The 22532-nt window shown below is 39.0% G+C and carries 7 protein-coding genes; all 7 read left to right on the top strand.

Translation table 11 applies throughout. From position 1 onward, the window contains the following. Positions 1-2326: methyltransferase (locus F6J99_RS20760; RefSeq protein ID WP_293114892.1), on the top strand; the 2326-nt coding region annotated here is incomplete at its 5' end. Positions 2327-2402: 76 nt separating this feature from the next. Next, entirely contained in the window at positions 2403-10883 is an 8481-nt protein-coding gene (locus F6J99_RS20755; protein ID WP_293114890.1) for a type I polyketide synthase, read from the top strand. A gap of 30 nt (positions 10884-10913) precedes the next feature. After that, positions 10914-11174: an acyl carrier protein gene (locus tag F6J99_RS20750; RefSeq protein ID WP_293076558.1), complete on the top strand. Its 261-nt coding sequence runs from the start codon at positions 10914-10916 to the stop codon at positions 11172-11174. Between the two features lie 20 nt (positions 11175-11194). After that, entirely contained in the window at positions 11195-12418 is a 1224-nt protein-coding gene (locus F6J99_RS20745) for a beta-ketoacyl synthase N-terminal-like domain-containing protein (protein WP_293076560.1), read from the top strand. Positions 12419-12422: 4 nt separating this feature from the next. Next, entirely contained in the window at positions 12423-13682 is a 1260-nt protein-coding gene (locus F6J99_RS20740; protein ID WP_293114888.1) for a hydroxymethylglutaryl-CoA synthase family protein, read from the top strand. 2 nt (positions 13683-13684) lie between these two features. Then, complete coding sequence (locus F6J99_RS20735) at positions 13685-14449, top strand: enoyl-CoA hydratase/isomerase (protein ID WP_293114886.1); 765 nt, start codon at positions 13685-13687, stop codon at positions 14447-14449. After that, positions 14437-22532: type I polyketide synthase (locus tag F6J99_RS20730; RefSeq protein WP_293114884.1), on the top strand; the 8096-nt coding region annotated here is incomplete at its 3' end. The genes F6J99_RS20735 and F6J99_RS20730, both read left to right, overlap by 13 nt.

The following is a 22532-nucleotide window of genomic DNA, read 5'->3' as shown; positions in this document are numbered from 1 at the left end:
TTCATTCCTAGATCATGACCGACCATTTATAGCTCCAAAAAATACAGAAATAGCTCAAGCACGTTCTCAGTTAGATTATCAAGTAGTAGATGTAGATCGAGAAGGAAAGCTGATACCACCTCACATAGCAGTACAAAGTTTAGTAGAACACTTAGAAAGATGGTCATCAATAATAACTAGACATGGATTATTGCTCCTAGAAGTACATAGTTTAACGCCAGCAGTAGTAAAAGAATATCTAGACGAAAGTGAATCTCTGCATTTTGATGCCTATCATGCCTTCTCAATGCAACATTTAGTAGAAGCAGATGTGTTCTTGATGGCAGCAGCAGAGGTGGGTTTATTTTCACGGAAAGAAGCTTTTCGTAAGTATCCGAAAACGTTGCCATTGACTCGAATCACAGTTAATCATTTTGAAAAGCGTAAATATCAGATACGGTATGCAACTGTAAACGATATACCAAATCTGTTAAAGTGTGCGACATTTAATCAACCTGTAAACGAACCCTTCTTTCAAGTTTTATTGAAACAAACTCCAACAGCACATTTATTATTAGAATATCAAGGTGAATTGGTAGCTGCAATCTTCACAGAAACTAAAAATTCTACTGAGGTGCTAGTAATTCGTGAGTTTTTAGTAAGGACTTCTGTAGAAAATTGGCAAGTATTAGCAAAAGATTTACTAGAATTTGTGGAACAGTGGGGAGTAGTCAAACCAGGAATAAAAGAAATAGAAGGATTGTTAAAATACCATGAAGCCATCTCAAACTTTCAAAAATCAAAGTGGTATCAATCTTCAGTTTTAAACAAAAAGCTTATAGAAAAAATAACTCTACACGAATTAGCTACTTTAGAACTATGTAATTTAATGGCTCCAGAATATGAGCTAGAAGCCTTTGCCGCACGTTGGCTTTTGCGTGTTTTTCAAGATATGGGTGTATTTCTCAGAGAAGGTGAATCTTATCAGGAGTCTGAGTTGGTTTCCCAGCTAAACATCTCACCACGTTACCAGAGACTTTTAGGTGCTTTGTTACAAATTTTGCATAAGCGTGGTATTCTAAAAATTGAGAAAGAGAGAGTGTTCACATTAGCAAGATGTAAGACCTTTGCCTTAGAAAATATTTCGTCTGAAGTTTCTGGTTTTTATGATTATTTTTCTGAAAAATATCCTGCTCATTTATCCTGGTTAACAGTAGTCAAAAGGTGTCTAGAGAAATATCCCTTGATTCTACGCGGTGAAGTTGATGTCAACGAAGTTGTTTTTACAGATGGGGATATGGAGCTATTTGCTGGACTCTTTCTAGGACATCGTGTTGCTGACTACTTTAATGAGTTGCTAGCAGATGGGGTTTGCTGGGAAGTAGAACAACGGTTGTTAGAAGAAAAGAGGGCACAACCTATTCGGATCTTGGAGATTGGAGCAGGAACAGGAGGTGTTACAGGAATATTGCTAGAAAAGCTAGCTTCTCATGCAGAGCAAATTGAATTTTGGTTTACTGATATTTCTAGCGTTTTTACACGTTATGGTGAGAGTAAGTTCAAGCAGTTTTCTTGGGTGAAATATCAAACCTTTGACATAGAAAAATCTCTTGATGCTCAGGGGATAAAGTCTGAAAGTTTTGATGTGGTAATTGCTAATAACGTACTCCATAACACAAAATTAATTCATCAAACCTTAAATAACAGTAACTCACTATTAAATACTGGGGGGTTATTGGCATTACTAGAGTTTACTCAACCAATTGATATTCTTTTATACTTTGGAGGGTTGCTTCAAGGATTTTGGTTGTTTGAAGATCCAGAATACCGACTAGACGTTGGTTGTTTACTGAGTATACCACTGTGGCAAAAAGTTCTCAGTGATTGTGGGTTTGATGAAATAATACCATTGGGATTGCCCTGTGAGATGCACGATCTTTCTAAGGCAAGAGAATCTGTTATATTTGCTCGAAAGCATCAAGTGCAGGAGAAAACATTTTATGATAAAATTCAACAAAATTTGACAGAAAATGGGAAGTATGGGCAGGCAGAATTCGATTTTATTAGTATTAATAATTCACAAGAAAGTTCATCCCAATTAGAAATTTTTGAACAGGAATGTCGAAAATTATTAAAATCTCTACTGGGTGTTCAACGTATGGAGAGTTTGTATGGTGACACACCACTAATGGAGTCAGGAATGGATTCACTGGAGTTGTTAGAATTTCGTGCTCTTATAGAAAGAAAGTTTGGGATTAAGTTAAAGTCTACCTTCTTTTTTAGTTACAAAACTCTTATAGCGGTAGCAGAGTATCTTTCAGAACGGGAAGATATTAATTTTAGTTAGTAAGACTAGGACTGAAAAAAAAATAACGTTTTCACAGGTCCACAGGGGGAAAATTTGAATCAGGGGGAAAATTTTAATGCATTCTAACCAGAGCAGTTCACTAGCAAGAATAGCCATTGTAGGTGTGGCTTGCCGTTTTCCTGGAGCAGATACTAAAGAAGAATTTTGGCAGCTACTTAAGGAAGGTCGGGACTCAATGCAGAATCTTCCTTCAGAGCGTTGGGGAAATCTATTTAACTCCATGAGTTCAGAAATAGATTTATCTATTCAACGCGGTGGTTTTTTGAAAGATATAGATTTGTTTGACTCATCCTTTTTTAGGATTACTCCTAGGGAAGCGCAGTTAATGGACCCCCAGCAAAGGCTGTTGTTAGAATTGTCCTGGGAAGCGATGGAAGATGCAGGATATGCAAGCGATACATTAAAGGGTAAATCAGTAGGGGTTTATGTAGGAGTTTGTCACTATGACTACAGAAGTTTATTAGAAAAAGGTTTGGAGACAGCCGAAATAGCTCAAATTGCTACTGGTACAGCTCCAGCAACTTTTGCCAATCGCCTTTCCTATTTTTATAATTTTCACGGCCCTAGCTTAACTGTTGATACGGCTTGTTCCAGCTCTTTGGTAGCCATGTATGAAGCAGTAAATGCAATACGTCGTGGGCAGTGTCAAACAGCATTGGTAGGAGGCGTTAATTTAATGTGTTCTCCTGTGAATAACCAAGTTTATAGTGCTGCGGGTATGTTATCTCCTGATGGAGTCTGCCGGGTGTTTGATGCGGGTGCTAATGGGTTTGTCAGGGGAGAAGGAGGGGCAGTAGTTGTACTTAAAGATTATCAAAAAGCGTTGACGGATGGTGATTCTATTTATGGGGTTGTTCGCAGTGTAGCAGTGAATCATGGAGGGCAAGCAAGTTCTTTTACAGCACCAAATCCCCAAGCTCAGGCAAAATTGTTGGAACAGGCTTATAGGGAAGCTAATATTGATATAGAGTCGGTAGGTTATATTGAAGCACATGGTACGGGTACATCTCTAGGAGACCCAATTGAGGTAGAGGCTTTAAATGAAGCGTTTAAAGGGTTGAGTTCAAGTGGTAAGTTACCTGCTAATAGTTGTGGTTTGGGCTCAGTTAAAACAAACATTGGTCATTTGGAAGGGGCAGCAGGTTTGGCTGGACTAATCAAAGTTTTGCTGTGCATGAGGTATGCAACTCTTCCATGTTCATTAAATTATCAGCAACTTAATCCTGATATTGAATTAGAAGAAGGTCCGTTTTTTGTGGTGGACAAGCTTCAATCTTGGGAAATAAAAGTTGATAGGGTAGGAAAACCTTATCCACTTAGGGCAGGGTTGAGTAGCTTTGGTTTTGGCGGTACAAATGCTCATGTAGTTCTTGAGGAAGGAGAAAATAAGAAGGAAGGAAGAAGAGGGGATAAGGAACCTTCAGTTCATCTATTAACCCTTTCAGCTAAAACTGAAACAGCTCTTTCAGAGTTAGTCAGTCGTTATCAAAAATATTTCAACACTAATGCAGAATCAGAGTTAGCCGATATTTGTTATACCGCTAATACTGGGCGAGTCCATTTTAACCATCGACTAGCAGCGATCGCCTCAAACAAACAGGAGTTAGTAGAAAAACTTAAGAAATACCAAGCTGGGGAGGCAACAGCGGGAGTATTAATAGGGGAACTTGCAGAACGCATAAGAACACCGAAATTAGGTTTCTTATTCACAGGTCAAGGTTCCCAGTATGTCAATATGGGAAAACAACTGTATCAAACACAACCTGTCTTCCATGAAGTGTTGGATAAGTGTGACACGATACTAAGTTCTGAAATAGAATGTTCTCTATTAGATGTTCTATATAATAAAACTACAAATTCTCAATATTCATCTCTAATAAACCAAACAGCTTACACTCAACCAGTTCTGTTTGCAATAGAGTATGCGCTATTTAAGTTATGGGAATCTTGGGGAATTAAACCCAGCATAGTAATGGGTCACAGTGTAGGTGAATATGTGGCTGCTTGTGTAGCAGGAGTCTTCAATCTTGAAGATGGTTTGAGATTAATAGCTGCTAGGGGCAGGCTGATGCAACAGTTACCTTCAGGTGGAGAAATGCTTTCTGTGATGGCTTCAGAATCTACCGTTAGGAGACTCCTAGAACCTCACAAAAAAGAAATAGCGTTGGCGAAGCCCGCCGTAGGCATCGCAGCAATAAATGGACCAGAAAGCACAGTTATTTCTGGAGACTCTGTAGCAGTAACAGGTGTAGTAAATGACCTGGAAGCAAAGGGAATAAAAACTAAAAAACTAGAGGTATCTCATGCTTTCCATTCACCATTAATGGAACCAATGTTAGGAGAGTTTGAAGCTATAGCTAATCAACTAACCTACAATCAACCTAAAATACCTATTATATCTAACGTTACAGGTACAAAAGCAGATAAGACTATTGCTTCCCCTCAATACTGGGTTAATCATGTCCGTAAACCTGTAAGATTTGCCCAAGGAATGGAAACGCTACATCAACAAGGGTATCAAACCTTTATAGAAGTTGGACCGAAACCAGTATTGTTAGGAATGGGCAGGCAATGTCTACCAGAAAATGTAGGTGTCTGGTTACCATCATTACGGCCTGGAGTGGATGAGTGGCAACAAATGCTATTGAGTTTAGGAAAGTTGTATCTACTGGGAGCTAAAATAGATTGGTTAGGGTTGAACCGAGATTATACTCGTCATCAAGTAGCATTGCCGACTTATCCGTTCCAACGAGAAAGACATTGGATAGAAATAAAAGAAAACAAACAGAAGGAACATCAAAATTCAGAAAATATTAGTGAGACTTCAATTGTTAAACTACTCACTCAAGGAAAAACAGAAGCTCTCATTAAAAAAATAGAAAAATCGGTAAAATTTTCACCAGAAAAGCTTGAATTTTTACCAGAAATATTAGATGTATTAGCCAAACATCATCAGGAACAATTAACAGCAGTAACCATCAAAAACTGGTTCTATGAAGTTCAGTGGAAATCCTTAGCTCAAACCAACTCAAACAGAAACATTGAACCGAGTCATTGGTTAATTTTAGCCGATACCACAGGAGTAGCCGAAAAACTAGCCCAAAAATTACAACAACAGGGTCATCAATACAGCTTAGTCTATCGAGGCCAGAGCTATGAAAAACAAACAGCAGGCACTTATCAAATCAACCCAGATATTCTCGAAGAATTTGAAAAACTCTATCAAGAAATTCAACAAAGTAGTGAAACTCCCTTATCAAAGTTAATTCATTTTTGGAGTTTAGACGCACCCGAATCAAAAGACTTAACTGTTGAAACCTTAGAAGAAACTCAATCATGGGGATGTGGCAGCGTAGTACACTTGTTACAGACTTTACTCAAAAACAACAGCACTCCCCAACTATGGCTAGTAACCCGTGGGTCTCAGTCAGTATTATCCCAAACAGAAAATAAAATAACAGGACTAGCAACCTCAACTTTGTGGGGATTAGGTAGAGTAGTGTCTAATGAACATCCCCAATTATGGGGAGGATTAGTAGATTTAGATCCACAAGCTGCAGCAGGAGACGAAGTAGAAATACTGTGGAAATTATTAGTTAATGAACAAGAAGAAGACAATCTAGCTTTACGGGGAGAAAATACCTATGTAGCTCGTCTTGCCAGGCAAGAACCTCAAGAATTTCCTGAATTCCTATCCTTATCATCAGATGGTAGTTACCTAATAACTGGAGGCTTAGGAGCTTTAGGATTACATACCGCCGAATGGTTAGTATCCAAGGGAGCGAAAAATATTGTCTTAACTGGGCGTCGCCCTCCCTCAGAAAAAGTAAGTGAATCTATAAAAAAATTAGAAGAAACAGGATGTCAAGTGAGGATTATGTTAGGGGATGTTTCTGTTGAAGCAGACATAGCCAAAATTCTTGAACAAATTCAGACATCTTTACCAACACTCAAAGGCATAATTCATACAGCAGGAGTGTTAGATGATGGAACCATACAACAAATGAATTGGGAGCGTTTTGCCAAAGTCATGTCGCCCAAGGTAAAAGGAAGTTGGCATTTACATAAATTAACTGAAAATCAGCCATTAGATTTCTTTGTGTGTTTCTCCTCAATAGCTTCGATGTTGGGGACTCTTGGCCAAGGAAACTATGCTGCAGCCAATGCCTTTATGGATGCTTTAGCTAGTTATCGTTGCAGCAGAGGATTATCAGGATTGGCGATTAATTGGGGAGCATGGGCATCAGGGGGAATGGCTGCTCGTTTAGCAGTGGAGCATCAAAATAGGATGCACAGCAGTGGCATAACTGAGATGGCGACCAAAGAAGGAATGTATGCCTTAGATTTACTATTAACAAATGAATCTGCTACAGCTCAGGTAGGTGTAGCAAGTATAGAGTGGCAGGTACTCTCAGAAAGTTGGAGTGGTATCAAAAAAAATTCATTGCTACGAGAATTATTAGAGAAGGAGGAATGGGCAGCAAAAGATACACGACACCAAAAAGTTAAAGCCGAATTTTTAGCAAAATTAGAGGAGGCATCACTAGAGAAACGTCAGGAAATTTTAACTGAACACATTCGAGTGCAAGTATCTCAGGTACTAGGTTTAAGTTCATCTAAATTACCAGAAGTAAATGTAGGTTTTGCATCTATGGGAATGGACTCTTTGATGACCATAGAATTAAAAAATCGACTGCAAAATCAACTAGGAACCAAGTTGCCTGAGACAATAGCTATCGAATATCCAACTATTGCAAAATTGTCCTTATGTATAGAGGAATTAATGGGATGGAAGACAACAGAAATTGACCCATTATCTGAAGAAACAAGATTAGAGATGATGGAGCGCTCAAGAAGTGAAGCAATAGCCATCATCGGCATAGGCTGTAGATTTCCCGGAAATGCCAACACACCAGAAAGCTTCTGGGAATTGTTATCCAATGGCAAAGACTCCATTACAGAGATTCCCCTAGAACGTTGGGATCTAGATTCCTACTACGACCCCAACCCTGATACTCCAGGGAAAATGTATATCCGTCACGCAGCATTAGTAGAACAAGTAGATCAGTTCGACCCACGATTTTTTGGAATCTCTAACCGAGAAGCTTATAGTCTTGATCCACAGCAACGCTTCATTTTGGAAGTAACTTGGGAAGCTTTAGAAAGAGCTGGTATTAACCCTCAACAATTAGAAAACACTCAGACAGGGGTGTTCCTGGGTATCGGTCAAAATGATTACGCGAATTTAGGTTTTCACCAAGCAGCCGAAGATATAAGCCCTTACGATGCTACAGGAAATTTGTTTTGTTTTGTAGCAGGTAGGTTATCTTACTTTTTAGGAACGCAAGGTCCATCAATGGCAATAGATACAGCTTGTTCATCATCTCTAGTAGCTATCCATGAAGCTTGTGAGAGTCTGCGTCAGGGTGAGTCCAACTTGGCTTTGGCTGGAGGAGTTCAACTAATTCTCTCTCCCGAAGTAACAACCGCACTATCAAGATTAAAGGCTCTAGCACCTGATGGTAAGTGTAAAACTTTTGATGCTGCTGCAGATGGTTTTGGTAGGGGAGAGGGATGTGGCATTGTGGTACTGAAGCGTTTGTCGGATGCGCTCAAGGATGGGGACAGGATATCAGCAGTAATTCCTGGTTCGGCTGTTAACCATGATGGACCAAGTAGCGGAATGACGGTACCGAATAAACTGGCTCAGGAAAAACTGATTCAGAAAGCTCTCAAAGCAGCCAAGGTAAAACCGTTACAAGTGAGTTATGTGGAAGCTCATGGTACAGGAACTTCTCTAGGAGATCCTATGGAAGTGAGAGCTTTAGCTAGGGTGTTTGAGGAGGGACGTGATCAGGAAAATCCATTGAACATCGGTTCAGTTAAAACTAATATCGGTCATCTGGAAGCAGCAGCTGGAATAGCAGGTATGATTAAGGTGATTTTGCAATTGCAACATCATAAAATTGTGCCTCATCTGCATTTTGCTAATCCTAACCCTTATATTGATTGGGAAAATATGCCTTTGAAGGTACCCAATCAACTGACTCCTTGGTTGTCCAAAGGGGAGAAAAGGGTGGCAGGAGTTAGTTCTTTTGGGATGAGTGGTACAAATGCTCATATAGTTTTAGAAGAGGCTCCTATTGAAGTCAGAAGTCAGAAGTCAGAAGTCAGAAGTGAAGAATATCTAGAACGTCCGGTTCATATACTAACTCTGTCGGCCAAGACTGAAAAAGCACTAGAAGATTTAGTTAATAGTTATGAAAGTTATTTAGAAGCCGAAAATAATGATAATTATTTAGGGGATATTTGCTACACAGCCAACATCGGTAGAGCAAAATTTGACCACAGATTAGCAGTGGTTACTTCTGATAAACAAGAGTTATTAGAGAAACTCAAACAATATAAACAAGGTGAGAATGTTGCTGGAATCTTTTCAGGAAAACAAATAAGTGAAACTAGAACAAAAATAGCCTTTATATTTACTGGTCAAGGTTCTCAATATCTGCAAATGGGAAGGCAGTTATACGAAACTCAACCCACTTTTCATAAAATTATTGACCAGTGTAGTAAAATGCTGGTAAAATATTTAGAGGTTTCTTTATTAGATATACTTTATCCAGTTGAGGTTAAAGATGAAAGTTCGACTTTGATAGACCAAACAGCTTATACTCAACCCGCTATATTTGCCCTTGAATATGCCCTAGCTAAATTATGGGAATCATGGGGTATAAAGCCAGATGTAGTCATGGGTCACAGTGTAGGAGAATATGTGGCAGCAACAGTAGCAGGGGTATTTAGTTTAGAAGATGGTTTAAAATTAATAGCCATGCGGGGACAGTTGATGCAAAAGTTACCCTCCGGAGGTCAGATGGCATCTATAATGGCATCAGAATCTCAGGTAATAGAGGCCATCAAAGAATATAGTTCCCAAGTAACAATAGCAGCAGTTAATGGACCAGAAAGTATAGTAATTTCAGGTGAGAGTGCAGCCATAGCAAGTATCTGTAGTCAATTTGAATCCGTTGGAGTCAAGACAAAGGCGCTACAAGTATCTCATGCTTTCCATTCCCCATTGATGGAACCAATGTTAACAGAATTTGAAACAGTGGCCACAGAAATCACCTATAATCAACCAAAAATACCACTAATATCAAATGTTACTGGTCAAGAAGTAGGTGGAGAAATAACCACTGCTGAATATTGGGTGAGTCATGTGCGTCAACCAGTAAGATTTGCCGAAGGGATGGAAACTTTACACAAACAAGGTGCTGAAATTTTCCTAGAAATAGGATCAAAACCGATACTGTTAGGTATGGCTCGTGAGTGTCTGATGGGAGAAAAAAAACTATGGTTGCCCAGTTTACGTTCAGGAAAACCAGACTGGTTACAAATACTACAAAGTCTGGCTCAATTGTATGTACGGGGAATAAAAATTGATTGGTTAGGATTTGATCAGGATTATTTCCGTAATAAGCTAGAGTTACCAACATATCCTTGGCAACGAAAAAGGTATTGGATAACAGATATTCGAGAACGGAAAAGTCAAAACAAAAAGAGCATAACATCTGAAAAAAAAGTACAACTTGATGGAGTAAATATTCAACTCAAGGAAATACAAATGAACGACAAAATATTACAGCAACCAAAACTAAAATTATCAGATCCAGAATCACTATATTTATCGAATGCTGAATCAACTATAGAGGTTCCAACAAAAGCAGTTCAAGTAAAACCTGCTGCTGATATTGAATCTGAAAATATAACTCAATTGAATAGCCTTGATAGAGATGTGACTCAAATCAGAGAAACCCTCAAAGAAAGTTTGGCAGATGCTTTATATGCAGATATAAGTGAAATTGAAGAAGACAAAAAGTTTGTTGATTTAGGTTTAGATTCTATTGTGGGAGTAGAATGGATAACTAACATCAATAAAATCTACAATTTAAATATAAAAGCCACTAAAGTATACGATTACCCTACCTTACAATATTTTGCCAAATATATTGCTCAAATCCTATCAACTCATAGTATAAATATTGATGTGGAGCGATCGCCATCTTACTCAAGTGAAGCAAGCATTAGCAAGCAATCTCAACTAACTGATACCCAGAGCAATTTCTCACAAGTCAAGGAAATTTTGAAACAACAATTAGCAGATGCTCTGTATGCGGATATTAGTGAAATTGAAGAAAACAAGAAGTTTGTTGATTTAGGTTTAGATTCTATTGTTGGAGTAGAATGGATAACTAATATCAATAAAACCTACAATTTGAATATCAAAGCCACTAAAATATACGACTACCCTACCTTATTAGATTTCGCCAAATATATTAACCAGGAAATTTATTCTACAGGAGGAAGTAGATTTTCAACGGAGCATAAAGAATCTAGTCAAAAAGACTATTTGTCTGGAGATTCGCCAGAGGAAATGACACAAAAATTACGCTCAATATTGAAGAAAGTGGCCAATAAAGAATTAACAGTCCAGGAAGGAAATAAAATGATTCAACAAATAAAAAATAAATTAAAGTAAAAATATAGTATAATTTTTCAGGAAAATTTTATGAATAAAGAGCAAATATTTAATATAATTAAAAGATATACTTGTGAAATAGCACCAGAATTAGAAAAAGTACCCATAGCACCAACTGATAGCCTAAAAAACCTAGGCATTGATTCAGTAAATAGGGCAGAAATTATAATGATGGTGATGGAAGAGTTATCCTTAAATATCCCACGCATAGAATTAGCGGGCTCCAAAAATATAGGAGAACTTGCTGATATATTTGCAGAGAAATTAGAAAAAGTAAATCACGGGAATTAACAAAACTAAAGGGTGCATCAATGAGTAACATAGAAATAACAGGTATGGGCATTGTTAGTTCCATTGGTCAAGGAGTTGCTACTTTTAAAGAAGCTCTGTTATCAGGGAAAACTCAATTTGCTTATCTAAAACAGCCAGGACGTGAAAGCATCAAACCATTTATTGGTGCCGAAATTCCCGATATTGACGCCAAAACCCTATTTCCTGAGTACAGTGGACTGTTACGTACTGCTACTAAGAGCGCCCAAGTTGCAATAGTAGCTGTCGCTGAAGCCTGGCAAGATGCTCAACTCACCTCCAGCCAAGTTAACCCAGAACGAGTAGGATTAGTTGTAGGTGGTTCAAATTTACAACAACGTTATCAGCAGCAAACCTGGCAACGTTATCACTCACGTCAGGAGTTTATACGACCAACTTATGGTCTGACCTTTTGGGATACAGATATATTAGGTCTGATTTCCCAGTGTTTTCAGATTCAAGGTGAGGGCTATAGTGTAGGTGGAGCTTCGGCCAGCGGAGCAGTTGCTATAATTCATGCTGCTCGTCAAATTTTAATGGGGAACAGTGATATTTGCATTGCTCTGGGAGCTTTATCCGATCTATCAGGGTATGAATTCCAAGCACTAATGAATTTAGGTGCAATGGGGAGCGAACGTTTTGCCGATCGCCCAAACCTTGCTTGTAGGCCATTTGACCAAGACCATGATGGCTTTATTTATGGAGAGGGTTGTGGAGCAGTGATTTTAGAGAGAACTGACCGCGCTCAACAACGGGGCGCTCAATCCCATGGCCAACTTAAGGGTTGGGGATTAGCTTTAGATGGGAACCGTAGTCCCGAACCTTCCCAAAAAGGGGAAGAACGGGCTATAAATACTGCTTTAGCCATGGCAGACCTTCAGCCAGAGAGTATTGATTATGTGAATACCCACGGTACTGGTTCCCCCCTTGGCGACAAAACAGAAGTGGCAGCTTTCAAATCAGTAGGACTTCAGCATTGCCTACTTAATTCAACAAAATCTTTAATAGGCCACTGCTTAACTGCTGCTGGTGTAGTGGAAGCGATCGCCACCATATTACAAATGAAGTTTGGTTTTTGTCATCCAACTAAAAATTTAGTTAATCCTATTGATACCAGTCTCAATTGGGTGAAAGAAACTTCTGTTCAAGCTGAGATTAAATATGCTATCAGCAACAGTTTTGGTTTTGGGGGTATCAATACAGCTTTATTAATTGGACAGGAGTAAACTCATGCAACAAGTTGGAATTGAAGCACTAAATGTATATGGGGGTTCAGCTAAACTAGATGTGCGAATGCTAGGCGAAGCACGTCACTTAGACATGACTCGCTTCGATAATCTTCTGATGAAAGAGAAGACAGTTGCTATGCCCTATGAAGATCCAGTTTCCAATGCTATTAATGCAGCAAAACCTATTATTGATAGCCTCAGCGATCTGGATAAGCAACAAATCAAAATGGTGATAGCTTGTAGTGAATCTGGCATTGATTTTGGCAAATCTATGAGCACTTATATCCATGATTATTTGGGGCTAAGTCGTAACTGCCGAATGTTTGAGATTAAGCAAGCTTGCTACTCAGGTACAGCAGGTTTACAGATGGCATTAAATTTGATTTTATCCCAAACCTGTCCAGGGGCTAAAGCTTTGGTTATAGGAACTGATATATTTCGACCTGTTGTTGTAGAGGGAGGAGAAGCTCTCAGCGAAGATTGGTCTTTTGTAGAACCAAGCAGTGGTGCTGGAGCAGTAGCTATTTTGGTCAGTGATGTTCCTAAAATTTTCCAAGTTGATGTAGGATGCAATGGTTATTATGGGTATGAAGTCATGGATACTTGCAGACCTAACCCAGACTCAGAAGCAGGAGATGCAGATTTATCATTGCTATCTTACCTAGATTGTTGTGAAAATGCTTACCGAGAGTATCAAGATCGAGTAGAAGGAGTAGATTACCAAAAAACTTTTGATTACTTGAGCTTTCATACTCCTTTTGGGGGTATGGTGAAAGGGGCTCACAGAAGTATGATGCGTAAGTTTAAAAGGGCAAAACCTGTGGAGATTGAAGAGGACTTTCAGAAACGGGTGATGCCGGGATTAGTCTATTGTCAACAGGTGGGTAATATTATGGGAGCTACAGTATTTTTATCTTTAGCTAGCATGATTGATAATGCAGATTTTAGCAAAGCCCGACGAATTGGTGTATTCTCTTATGGCTCTGGTTGTTGTTCGGAATTTTATAGTGGAGTCGTCACCCCGCAAGGAAAGGAAATTCAAGCTCAACAAAAAATTTCATCACAGTTAGCAATGCGCTATTCCTTAAGTATGGAAGAATATGAGCAGTTACTAAGTCATAGTTCGGCAGTTGCCTTTGGCACTAGAAATGTTACCCTAGATTACAAACTATTTCCTGGTGTGTGGGAACAAATTGAAGGTAAAGGTCGCTTAGTGCTGAAAAGAATCAAGGAATTTCACCGAGAATATGAATGGGTATAGCCATGAGTTATCAAACCCTGAAAATCAGTTATCAAGATGTTGTACAAAGGATTCAGATATATCGACCTGAATCTAACAATAGCATCAATAGTCAATTAACGATGGAATTGTTGTCAGCTTTGCAAGCTGCTGAAGCAGAGGAAGTTGTTAAAGTAGTGATATTAGAAGGACTACCTGATGTATTTTGTACAGGGATGGATTTTGAAGAAGTGGCAACAGCAAAACAATTTGATCCAAAAGCTAGTGCTAATGGTTACTACAATATTTTGAAACAAATGTCTCAAAGTAGCAAAGTAATTTTGTCACTTGTGCGTGGTAAAGTCCAGGCGGGAGGGGTGGGTTTAGTAGCAGCAAGCGATCTAGTTATTGCTGATGAAACGGCAACTTTTGTTTTATCAGAATTGTTATTTGGGTTATTACCAGCTTGTGTATTGCCTTTTTTGATTCGTCGAGTGGGGTTTCAGAAAGCCTACCGTTTAGCACTAACGACTCAAGCTATTTCAGCATCAGAGGCCGAGAAGTGGGGATTAATAGATGAATATGGCAGTAATATTAATCAGTTAATAAGTAAATATATTCGACGTTTAAAGTATTTACCCTCATCAGGGGTGAAAGAGTTAAAAAATTATATTAATCAGTTATGGATTATTCAGGCAGAAACTCAAGATTTAGCCGTCAACGAGATTTCTAGCTTAATAGCAGAACCTACTGTTCAAGAAAAAATTAAACGTTTTCAAAAAGAAGGATTATTTCCATGGCAAACCTAAATCTTAATTTGGACTTAGTAGAGGGCAACTCTGATGTAGTACAACTGGTGGACTTGGGTAATGGTGTCGTGCAAATCGCGATGCAAGATAAAGAAAACTGCAATATATTTTCTCCTGGAATAATTGAAGGATTATACAAATGTTTTGGTGCAGTTGCTCAAAACCAAAGTTATAAAGTAGTAATTTTGACAGGCTATGGAAATTATTTCTGTTCGGGAGGGACAAAAGAACGGTTAATCAGTATTTGGAAAGGAGACAGCAAATGTAATGATTTAGATTTTTTTAGAATAGCATTAGATTGTGAAATACCAGTAATTGCAGCTATGCAAGGTCATAGTATTGGCGGTGGTTTGGTTTTGGGATTGTATGCAGATTTAGTAGTGTTAAGTCAAGAAAGTATTTACACTACTAATTTTATGAAGTATGGTTTTACTCCAGGTGTCGGATGCACGTTAATTCTCCCTGAGAAATTCGGTGCTTTAGGGTTTGAAATGATGTATACTGCCCAAAATTATCGAGGAAAAGAATTAGCTGAACGGGGTGTTTCTTTTCCAGTTGTACCGAGAAAAGATGTGCTAGAAGTGGCTAAAAAGATAGCCTATGAAATGTCGGAAAAACCCAGACTATCTTTAATAACTTTAAAGGAACACTTAACTTCAAAAATCCGCAAAACGCTACCAGGATTTATAGATAAAGAAGTAGCTATGCACGAAATAACCTTTCACCAACCAGAGGTAGCAAGTAGAATAGAGGAAAATTTTGACAAAAGGACAACGGCAAGTAATAACCCTCAAAATTTTCCTCAAGAGGCTGTAAGAAAAGAAATAAGAACAGATTCATTGAATTGTCAACCATTTCAGTTGAAGACATTTAGTTATGGTTCGTTAAACAATTTAACTTTGGTACCTCTAGAACGTAGAGTTCCAAGCCCAAGTGAAGTTGAGGTTCAAATCAAAACTGTACCAGTTAATTTTCGGGATATACTCAATGCACTTGGTATGCTCCAAGAGTATTACGAAAAAACATTTGGCATTGCTAATGCTGAAGATCTCACTTTTGGTTTTGAAGGTGCAGGTACTATCGTAGCTGTTGGGGCAGAAGTATCGCAGTGGCAAGTCGGCGATGAAGTAATGGTAATGAGAATTCACGATGCATTTAGTAGCTTTATTATCTGCTCGCCGGACAAACTGGTGCGTAAAAATTTTAATCTGAATATGGAAGATGGAGCTAGTATTTGGGGGCCGTTTTCGACTGCATATCACGGGTTGATTAACTTAGCCAAAATTCAGCCAGGAGATAGAGTATTAATTCACGCTGCTTCAGGTGGGATTGGACAAGCAGCAATTCAGTTGGCTCAACTTTTTGGAGCGGAAGTATTTGCTACTACTAGTCCAGGTAAGATGAATTATCTCCGGGAACAGGGAATTAAGTATGTGATGAATTCTCGAACGATGGAGTTTGTAAATGATGTGATGGAATTCACTCAGGGCCGTGGGGTAGATGTTATTCTCAATAGCCTGACTCATGGAGAATACATCCAGAAAAATATAGAGATCCTTGCCGATAGAGGGCGATATGTTGAACTTGGTAAGTTGGGCATTTGGAGTCACGAGCAAGTCTATCAGAAACGCCCAGATATCAAATATTTTACTTTTGATTTGTTAGAAGAATTTGCCAAAGATAATCAATTGTTTTCTCAGATATGGGATAATTTGGCACTTGAATTTGACCGCGATCGCTTGAAGCCACTACCTTACAAAACATTTCCAATAGAAGATGTTCTTAAAGCCTTTGATTATATGCGACGTGGGAAGCATTTCGGCAGGGTAGTGGTAGTTATGCCTGACTCCTATTCTGGAAAGGAAAAAGAATTGGATGCTCGGCTATCCATTGAAAACAAAATGACTAAAGAGGAACAGATATTATTTCAATTACAATCTGGTGAAGTTTCCTTAGAAAATGCGGAACAACTATTGTTAGGAAATACGGAAACAGAAACACAAGATAAAGCTATAGCAGAAACTCAAATAGATAATATTAAAAACAAGTTAATTAACATGGATAGCTCAGAGAAAATATTATCTTTGATTAGTTTAGGAGAAATATCTTTAGAAACAGCAGAAAAATTATTATTAGAAGTAGTAGAACCAGAAGTTAAGACAGAGGTTAATGATGAGGTTAATCCTAGTCAAAATCATATACCAACTACAGATATAGCGATTATTGGTATGTCATGTAGATATCCAGGAGCGAATAACTGGAAAGAATTTTGGGAAAATTTAAAGAATGGAATTGACAGTGTAACGGAAGCTCCTCCTGGAAGATGGGAAGAAAAAAATTGGTATCATCCAGATCCAGATAATCCAGGTACTTCCTATTCAAAATGTGCCGGTTTTTTAGATGAAATTGATAAATTTGACCCTTTATTTTTTCATATTTCTCCGGAAGAAGCTTGGTTTATGGAGCCTGAGCAAAGAATATTTTTAGAAGAAGCTTACCACGCTATAGAAGATGCTGGATATGCTACAGACTCTCTTAGAGGTAAACAATATGGAGTATTTGTGGGAGTTACGGTAAATGGTGGTTATCTTAAGTTGTTGTCAATTTCAGGATTAGATGTTCATAGGATGGCGGCTACAGGAAATTGTCCGTCAATGATACCAGCAAGAATTGCCTATATGCTTGACCTTCAAGGGCCAGTAGTAGCTATTGATACTGCCTGCTCGTCGTCATTGGTAGCTGTTCATCAAGCTTGCCAAAGCATACAACGAGGAGAGAGCGAAATAGCGATCGCTGGAGGTATTACTCTAATGCCAACATCAGACTTCCAAATAATGTCAAGTCAGTTTCAAGTTGTATCTCCTGATGGACGTTGTAAGACTTTTGATGCTTCAGCATCGGGTACAGCCTGGAGCGAAGGTTGTGGTGTTCTCTTATTAAAAAGCTACAGTCAAGCAATTCAAGACAACGACCATATTTATGGAGTAATCAAAGGAACAGGAGTTAATTATGATGGTAATACTAACGGGATTAGTGCCCCTAGTAGTCAATCTCAAGCCAGTTTAGAAGAAGCAGTTTATCAGAAATTTGGAATTAACCCAGAAACTATTAGTTATGTAGAAGCTCATGGTACAGCAACACCTCTGGGAGACCCGATAGAAGTAGAAGCTTTAACAGAAGCCTTTTCTAAATGGACGAACAAAAAACAGTTTTGTGCGATTGGCTCGGTAAAAACTAATATTGGTCATTCAGCAGCGGCTGCCGGAGTTTCTGGTTTGATCAAGACAATTTTGTGCCTCAAAAATCAAAAATTAGTTCCATCCTTACATTTTAATCAACCAAACCCACATATTGACTTTGAAAATAGCCCTTTTTATGTCAATACAAAATTAAAAGATTGGGAAGTGCTTGAAGGCCAACCAAGGCAAGCTACAGTTAGTTCTTTTGGTTTTAGTGGCACTAATGCTCATATAGTTATAGAAGAGGCTCCTTCTCAAGTTAAAAGTCAGAATATTGTTGAACGTCCGATCCATCTGTTAACTCTATCTGCGAAAACAGAAAAGGCTCTAGAAGATTTAGTCAGTAATTATCAAAATTATTTAGAAACTAATCCCGAGTTACCACTAGCAGATGTATGTTATACAGCCTCTACAGGTAGAGCACATTTTAATTATCGATTAGGAGTTATTGCTTCTGAACCAAAAGCATTAATAGAGAAACTACTTGGGTGGAAAGCTCAGGAAGAATTAGTAGGACTATTTTCAGGAAAACGAAATAGCGAAGGTCATAAAATAGCATTCCTGTTCACAGGTCAAGGTTCCCAGTATGCGAATATGGGAAGGCAACTTTATGAAAAAGCACCAACTTTCCGTCAAGCTTTAGAGGAATGTGACCAAATTTTACAACCCTATCTAGAAGTACCTCTATTAGAGGTCATATACTCTGAGGATGCACAAAAGTCAAGTGATAATCTATTAGACCAAACAGCTTACACCCAACCCGCTATATTTGCCCTGGAATACGCCCTCTTTAAATTATGGGATTCATGGGGCATCAAACCTAATGTAGTCATGGGTCACAGCGTAGGAGAATATGTAGCAGCTTGCATTGCCGGAGTATTCAGTTTAGAAGATGGTCTGAAACTAATAGCCATGCGAGGAAAGTTGATGCAAAAGTTACCCTCCGGTGGTGAGATGGTATCGGTAATGGCATCAGAGTCTCAGGTAACAGAGGCTATAAAAGAATATAGTTCCCAAGTAACAATAGCAGCGATAAATGGACCAGAAAGTATAGTAATTTCTGGTGAGAGTGTAGCCATAAGAAATATTTGTAGTTTATTTGAATCAGAGGGAATAAAGACCAAGCAGCTACAAGTATCCCACGCTTTCCATTCTCCAATGATGGAACCGATGTTAGCAGAGTTTGAATCAGTAGCTAAACAAGTCACCTATAATCAACCCCAAATACCACTAATATCAAACGTCACAGGTACTGAAGTAGATGGAGAAATAACAAATGCTGAATATTGGGTAGATCATGTGCGTCAACCAGTAAGATTTGCCCAGAGTATGAAAACTCTAGAGTCGGAAGGATATGAAACCTTCCTAGAAATAGGACCGAGACCAATATTGCTAGGAATGGGAAGACAATGTGTAACAGAAGATGTAGGAGAATGGCTGCCATCATTACGTCCAGGGGTGGATGAATGGGAACAAATGCTATCAAGCTTAGGAAAATTGTATGTAAAAGGAGCCAAAATAGACTGGTCAGGGTTTGACTCTGATTATACTCGCCAGAAAGTAGTATTACCCACATATCCATTCCAGGGAGAACGTTATTGGGTAGAAACCAACAACAACTTCTGGCCTCAACGGCAATTTTCCCAAGGGGAAAACCTCCATCCCCTATTAGGTCAAAAGCTAAATTGTGCAGGGGAACAACAAATATTTGCATCACAAATAGGAGAAAACTCACCCAACTATCTGAGGGACCACCGAGTATTTAATCAAGCACTATTTCCCATAACAGGCTACCTAGAAATAGCAATAGCAGCAGGAAATCACCAATTAAAAACATCCCAGATAGTAATAGAAGACCTAACCATAACTAGAGGATGGATACTACCAACAGGAGAATTAACCAATGCCCAAACCATACTCACCCCAATAGATAACCAAAGCTATAAGTTTCAAATATTTTCTCAACCAGAACAACAGGAGTGGAGACTCCACACCACAGGAAAAATCAGAAAAGAGTCAACCCCCCCTACTCAGACAAAAGTTGACCTAGAAAAATACAAGAGTGAATGTAATCAAACAATAGAAGTCAAACAACATTATCAAAAATGTCAACAAGTAGGGATAGACTACGGGAATACCTTTCAAGGCATTCAAGAATTGTGGTCAGGTTCAAACCAAGCATTAGGTTATATCAAACTCCCCGAAGAATTGATAACACAAACAATCGACTATCATTTCCATCCAGCACTATTAGATGCAGCCTTGCAAGTAATGTCTCATGCACTGCCAGCAACGGATAATGACAAAACTTATCTGTCAGCAGGAATAGAAGAATTCAGACTATATAAGACTCCCGGGCTGAGTATATGGGCATATGCATCAGTAACCAGTCCCGAAGTGGAAACTCCAGAAAGTTTGACTGCTATTGTCACCATAGTAACTCCAGAAGGAGAAATAATTGCCAACCTCAAAGGTTTACAAGTTAAACTAGCAACAAAACAGAGCCTACTGAGAACAGAAACCGAATCAATAGAAAATTGGTTGTATGAAGTAGAGTGGAGAAACAAAGGTATTTTAGGTAAACTACTACCACCAGATTTCCTCATACCTCCTATACAAATCAACCAAAAATTAACTCCAACTCTGACAGAATTAGTAACTCAAGTAGATCAGGAAACAACAGCGTCTTTTGAAACAAGCTTAGAAGAATTAAGCAGAGATTATATAGTACAAGCATTACAGTCAATGAGTTGGTCATACAAACCAACAGAAAGCTTTGCATTTGATGTAGCAGCCCAAAAATTAGGTATAGTTCCTACCCATCGACCACTGTTTAAGCGTTTGCTGCAAATATTAACAGAGTCAGGAATACTCAAGTCAAAGAATCAGCAGTGGGAAGTAGCACAAACCTTACCTGAAGTCAAGCCTACGGAAAAAATCAGCAGTTTACAGAAGAAATATCCAGAAGAAACAGCAGCATTGACACTACTCTCTCGTTGTGGATCTAAACTAAGTGGGGTATTACGAGGAGCAATAGACCCAGGAGAGTTAGTGTTCCCCCAAGGAGATTTGACGGCAGCGACTCAACTTTATGAAGACTCAACAGTAGCTTTGGTGATGAACACAATAGTAGAAAAATCCATCACCAAAGCTCTAGAAAAATTACCGAAAAGCCGGGGGCTCAGGTTGTTGGAAATAGGAGGGAGAACAGGAGGGACTACAAGCTATATCCTACCTCATCTAAATCCTCAGCAAACCGAATATACATTCACGGATATAGGGGCATTATTTACAGCCAAAGCTCAAGAGAAATTCCGGGATTATAAGTTTATAAAGTATCAAACTTTAGACATAGAAGTAGACCCGACAACTCAAGGATTTGAGGCTCATCAATATGATGTAATTATTGCAGCTAATGTACTTCATGCAACGACAGATATGAAGCAGACATTATCTCATGTGCGAGAACTGTTAGCAGATGGGGGAATGTTGGTGTTATCTGAAGGAACAGCTAAAACAATATGGGTAGATTTAGTATTTGGACTGTTAGAAGGATGGTGGAAATTCAGGGATTATGAATTACGACCAGATTATCCTTTGTTGAGTCGTGAAAAATGGCATCATGTATTGAGAGAAACGGGTTTTACTGAAGTAGTTACTATGCCAGAAGTGGAGGGAATGGCAGAAACCTTGTCAGAGCAAACGGTAATTGTAGCTAAAAGCTCTCAAAGGAAGTTAGAACCAAGGAATGATGATTCTAAGAGTTGGTTGATACTGGCAGACTCTGAGGGAGTAGGGCAACAGTTAGCGACCTTACTCCGCTCAGTAGGAGAGGTTTGTACTTTAGTATTGGCGGGAGAAAAGTATCAACAGATAGCTCCGGGAGAGTTTACTATTAATCCTAATCAAGCTCAAGATTTTGAGGAGGTAATAGAGACAGTGGCAGGGAAGTCACCATCATTGTATGGAGTGGTACAATGTTGGACGAGTGAAACCGGAGCGGGGAATGGGATTAATTCTGAGGAGTTAGGAAGTTTATCGAAGTTAGGGTGTGGCACAACTCTATCTTTAGTACAAGCATTGGTGAAAGGCGGGTTATCAACTGTCCCTCGATTATGGTTGGTGACAAATGGTGCTCAGGCGGTGCCGAATAATCATCCGGTGATACCAGGAGTAGCTCAATCTTCGGTGTGGGGAATGGGGAAAGTGATTAGCTGGGAACATCCAGAGTTGAACTGTACTTGTATAGATTTAGACCCAGAGGAGACTTTAGAGGGTAAAGTTGATGGGCTATTTAAAGAAATTTGGTCGGAGGATAGGGAAGACCAGGTAGCATGGCGTGGGGATAGTCGTTATGTAGCTCGGTTGGTTGGTAGTCATCATCGGCAATTAGTGGCACAACAAGCTGATGGTAAGACTCAAAAGCCCTTAAGTTTCCGTTCTGAAGCAAGCTATTTGATTACAGGAGGTATGGGAGCTTTGGGTTTGCTGGTAGCTAATTGGATGGTGTCAAAGGGAGCTAAACATTTGATATTGTTAGGACGCCGTTCACCGGATGATGCTACGAGGAAAAAAATAACCGAGTTAGAAATGGCAGGAGCGTCCGTGGTAGTGGAAAAAGCCGATGTGACTGATTTGGAGTCGATGAAAGGGGTGTTGCAGAGGATTGAGCAGTCAAAGCGACCGTTAGTAGGAGTGATTCATTCTGTGATGGTGCTATCAAATGGAGTGCTACGAAATCAGACTTGGTCTAGTTTTGAACAGGTGATGGAACCGAAAGTTCAAGGTGCTTGGCACTTGCATCAATTGACTCAAAGTCAACCATTAGACTTCTTTGTGCTGTT

This window comes from Moorena sp. SIO4G3 (assembly GCF_010692305.1).
GTDB lineage: Bacteria > Cyanobacteriota > Cyanobacteriia > Cyanobacteriales > Coleofasciculaceae > Moorena > Moorena producens_A.
This window is presented reverse-complemented; position numbering and strand designations above follow the sequence as displayed.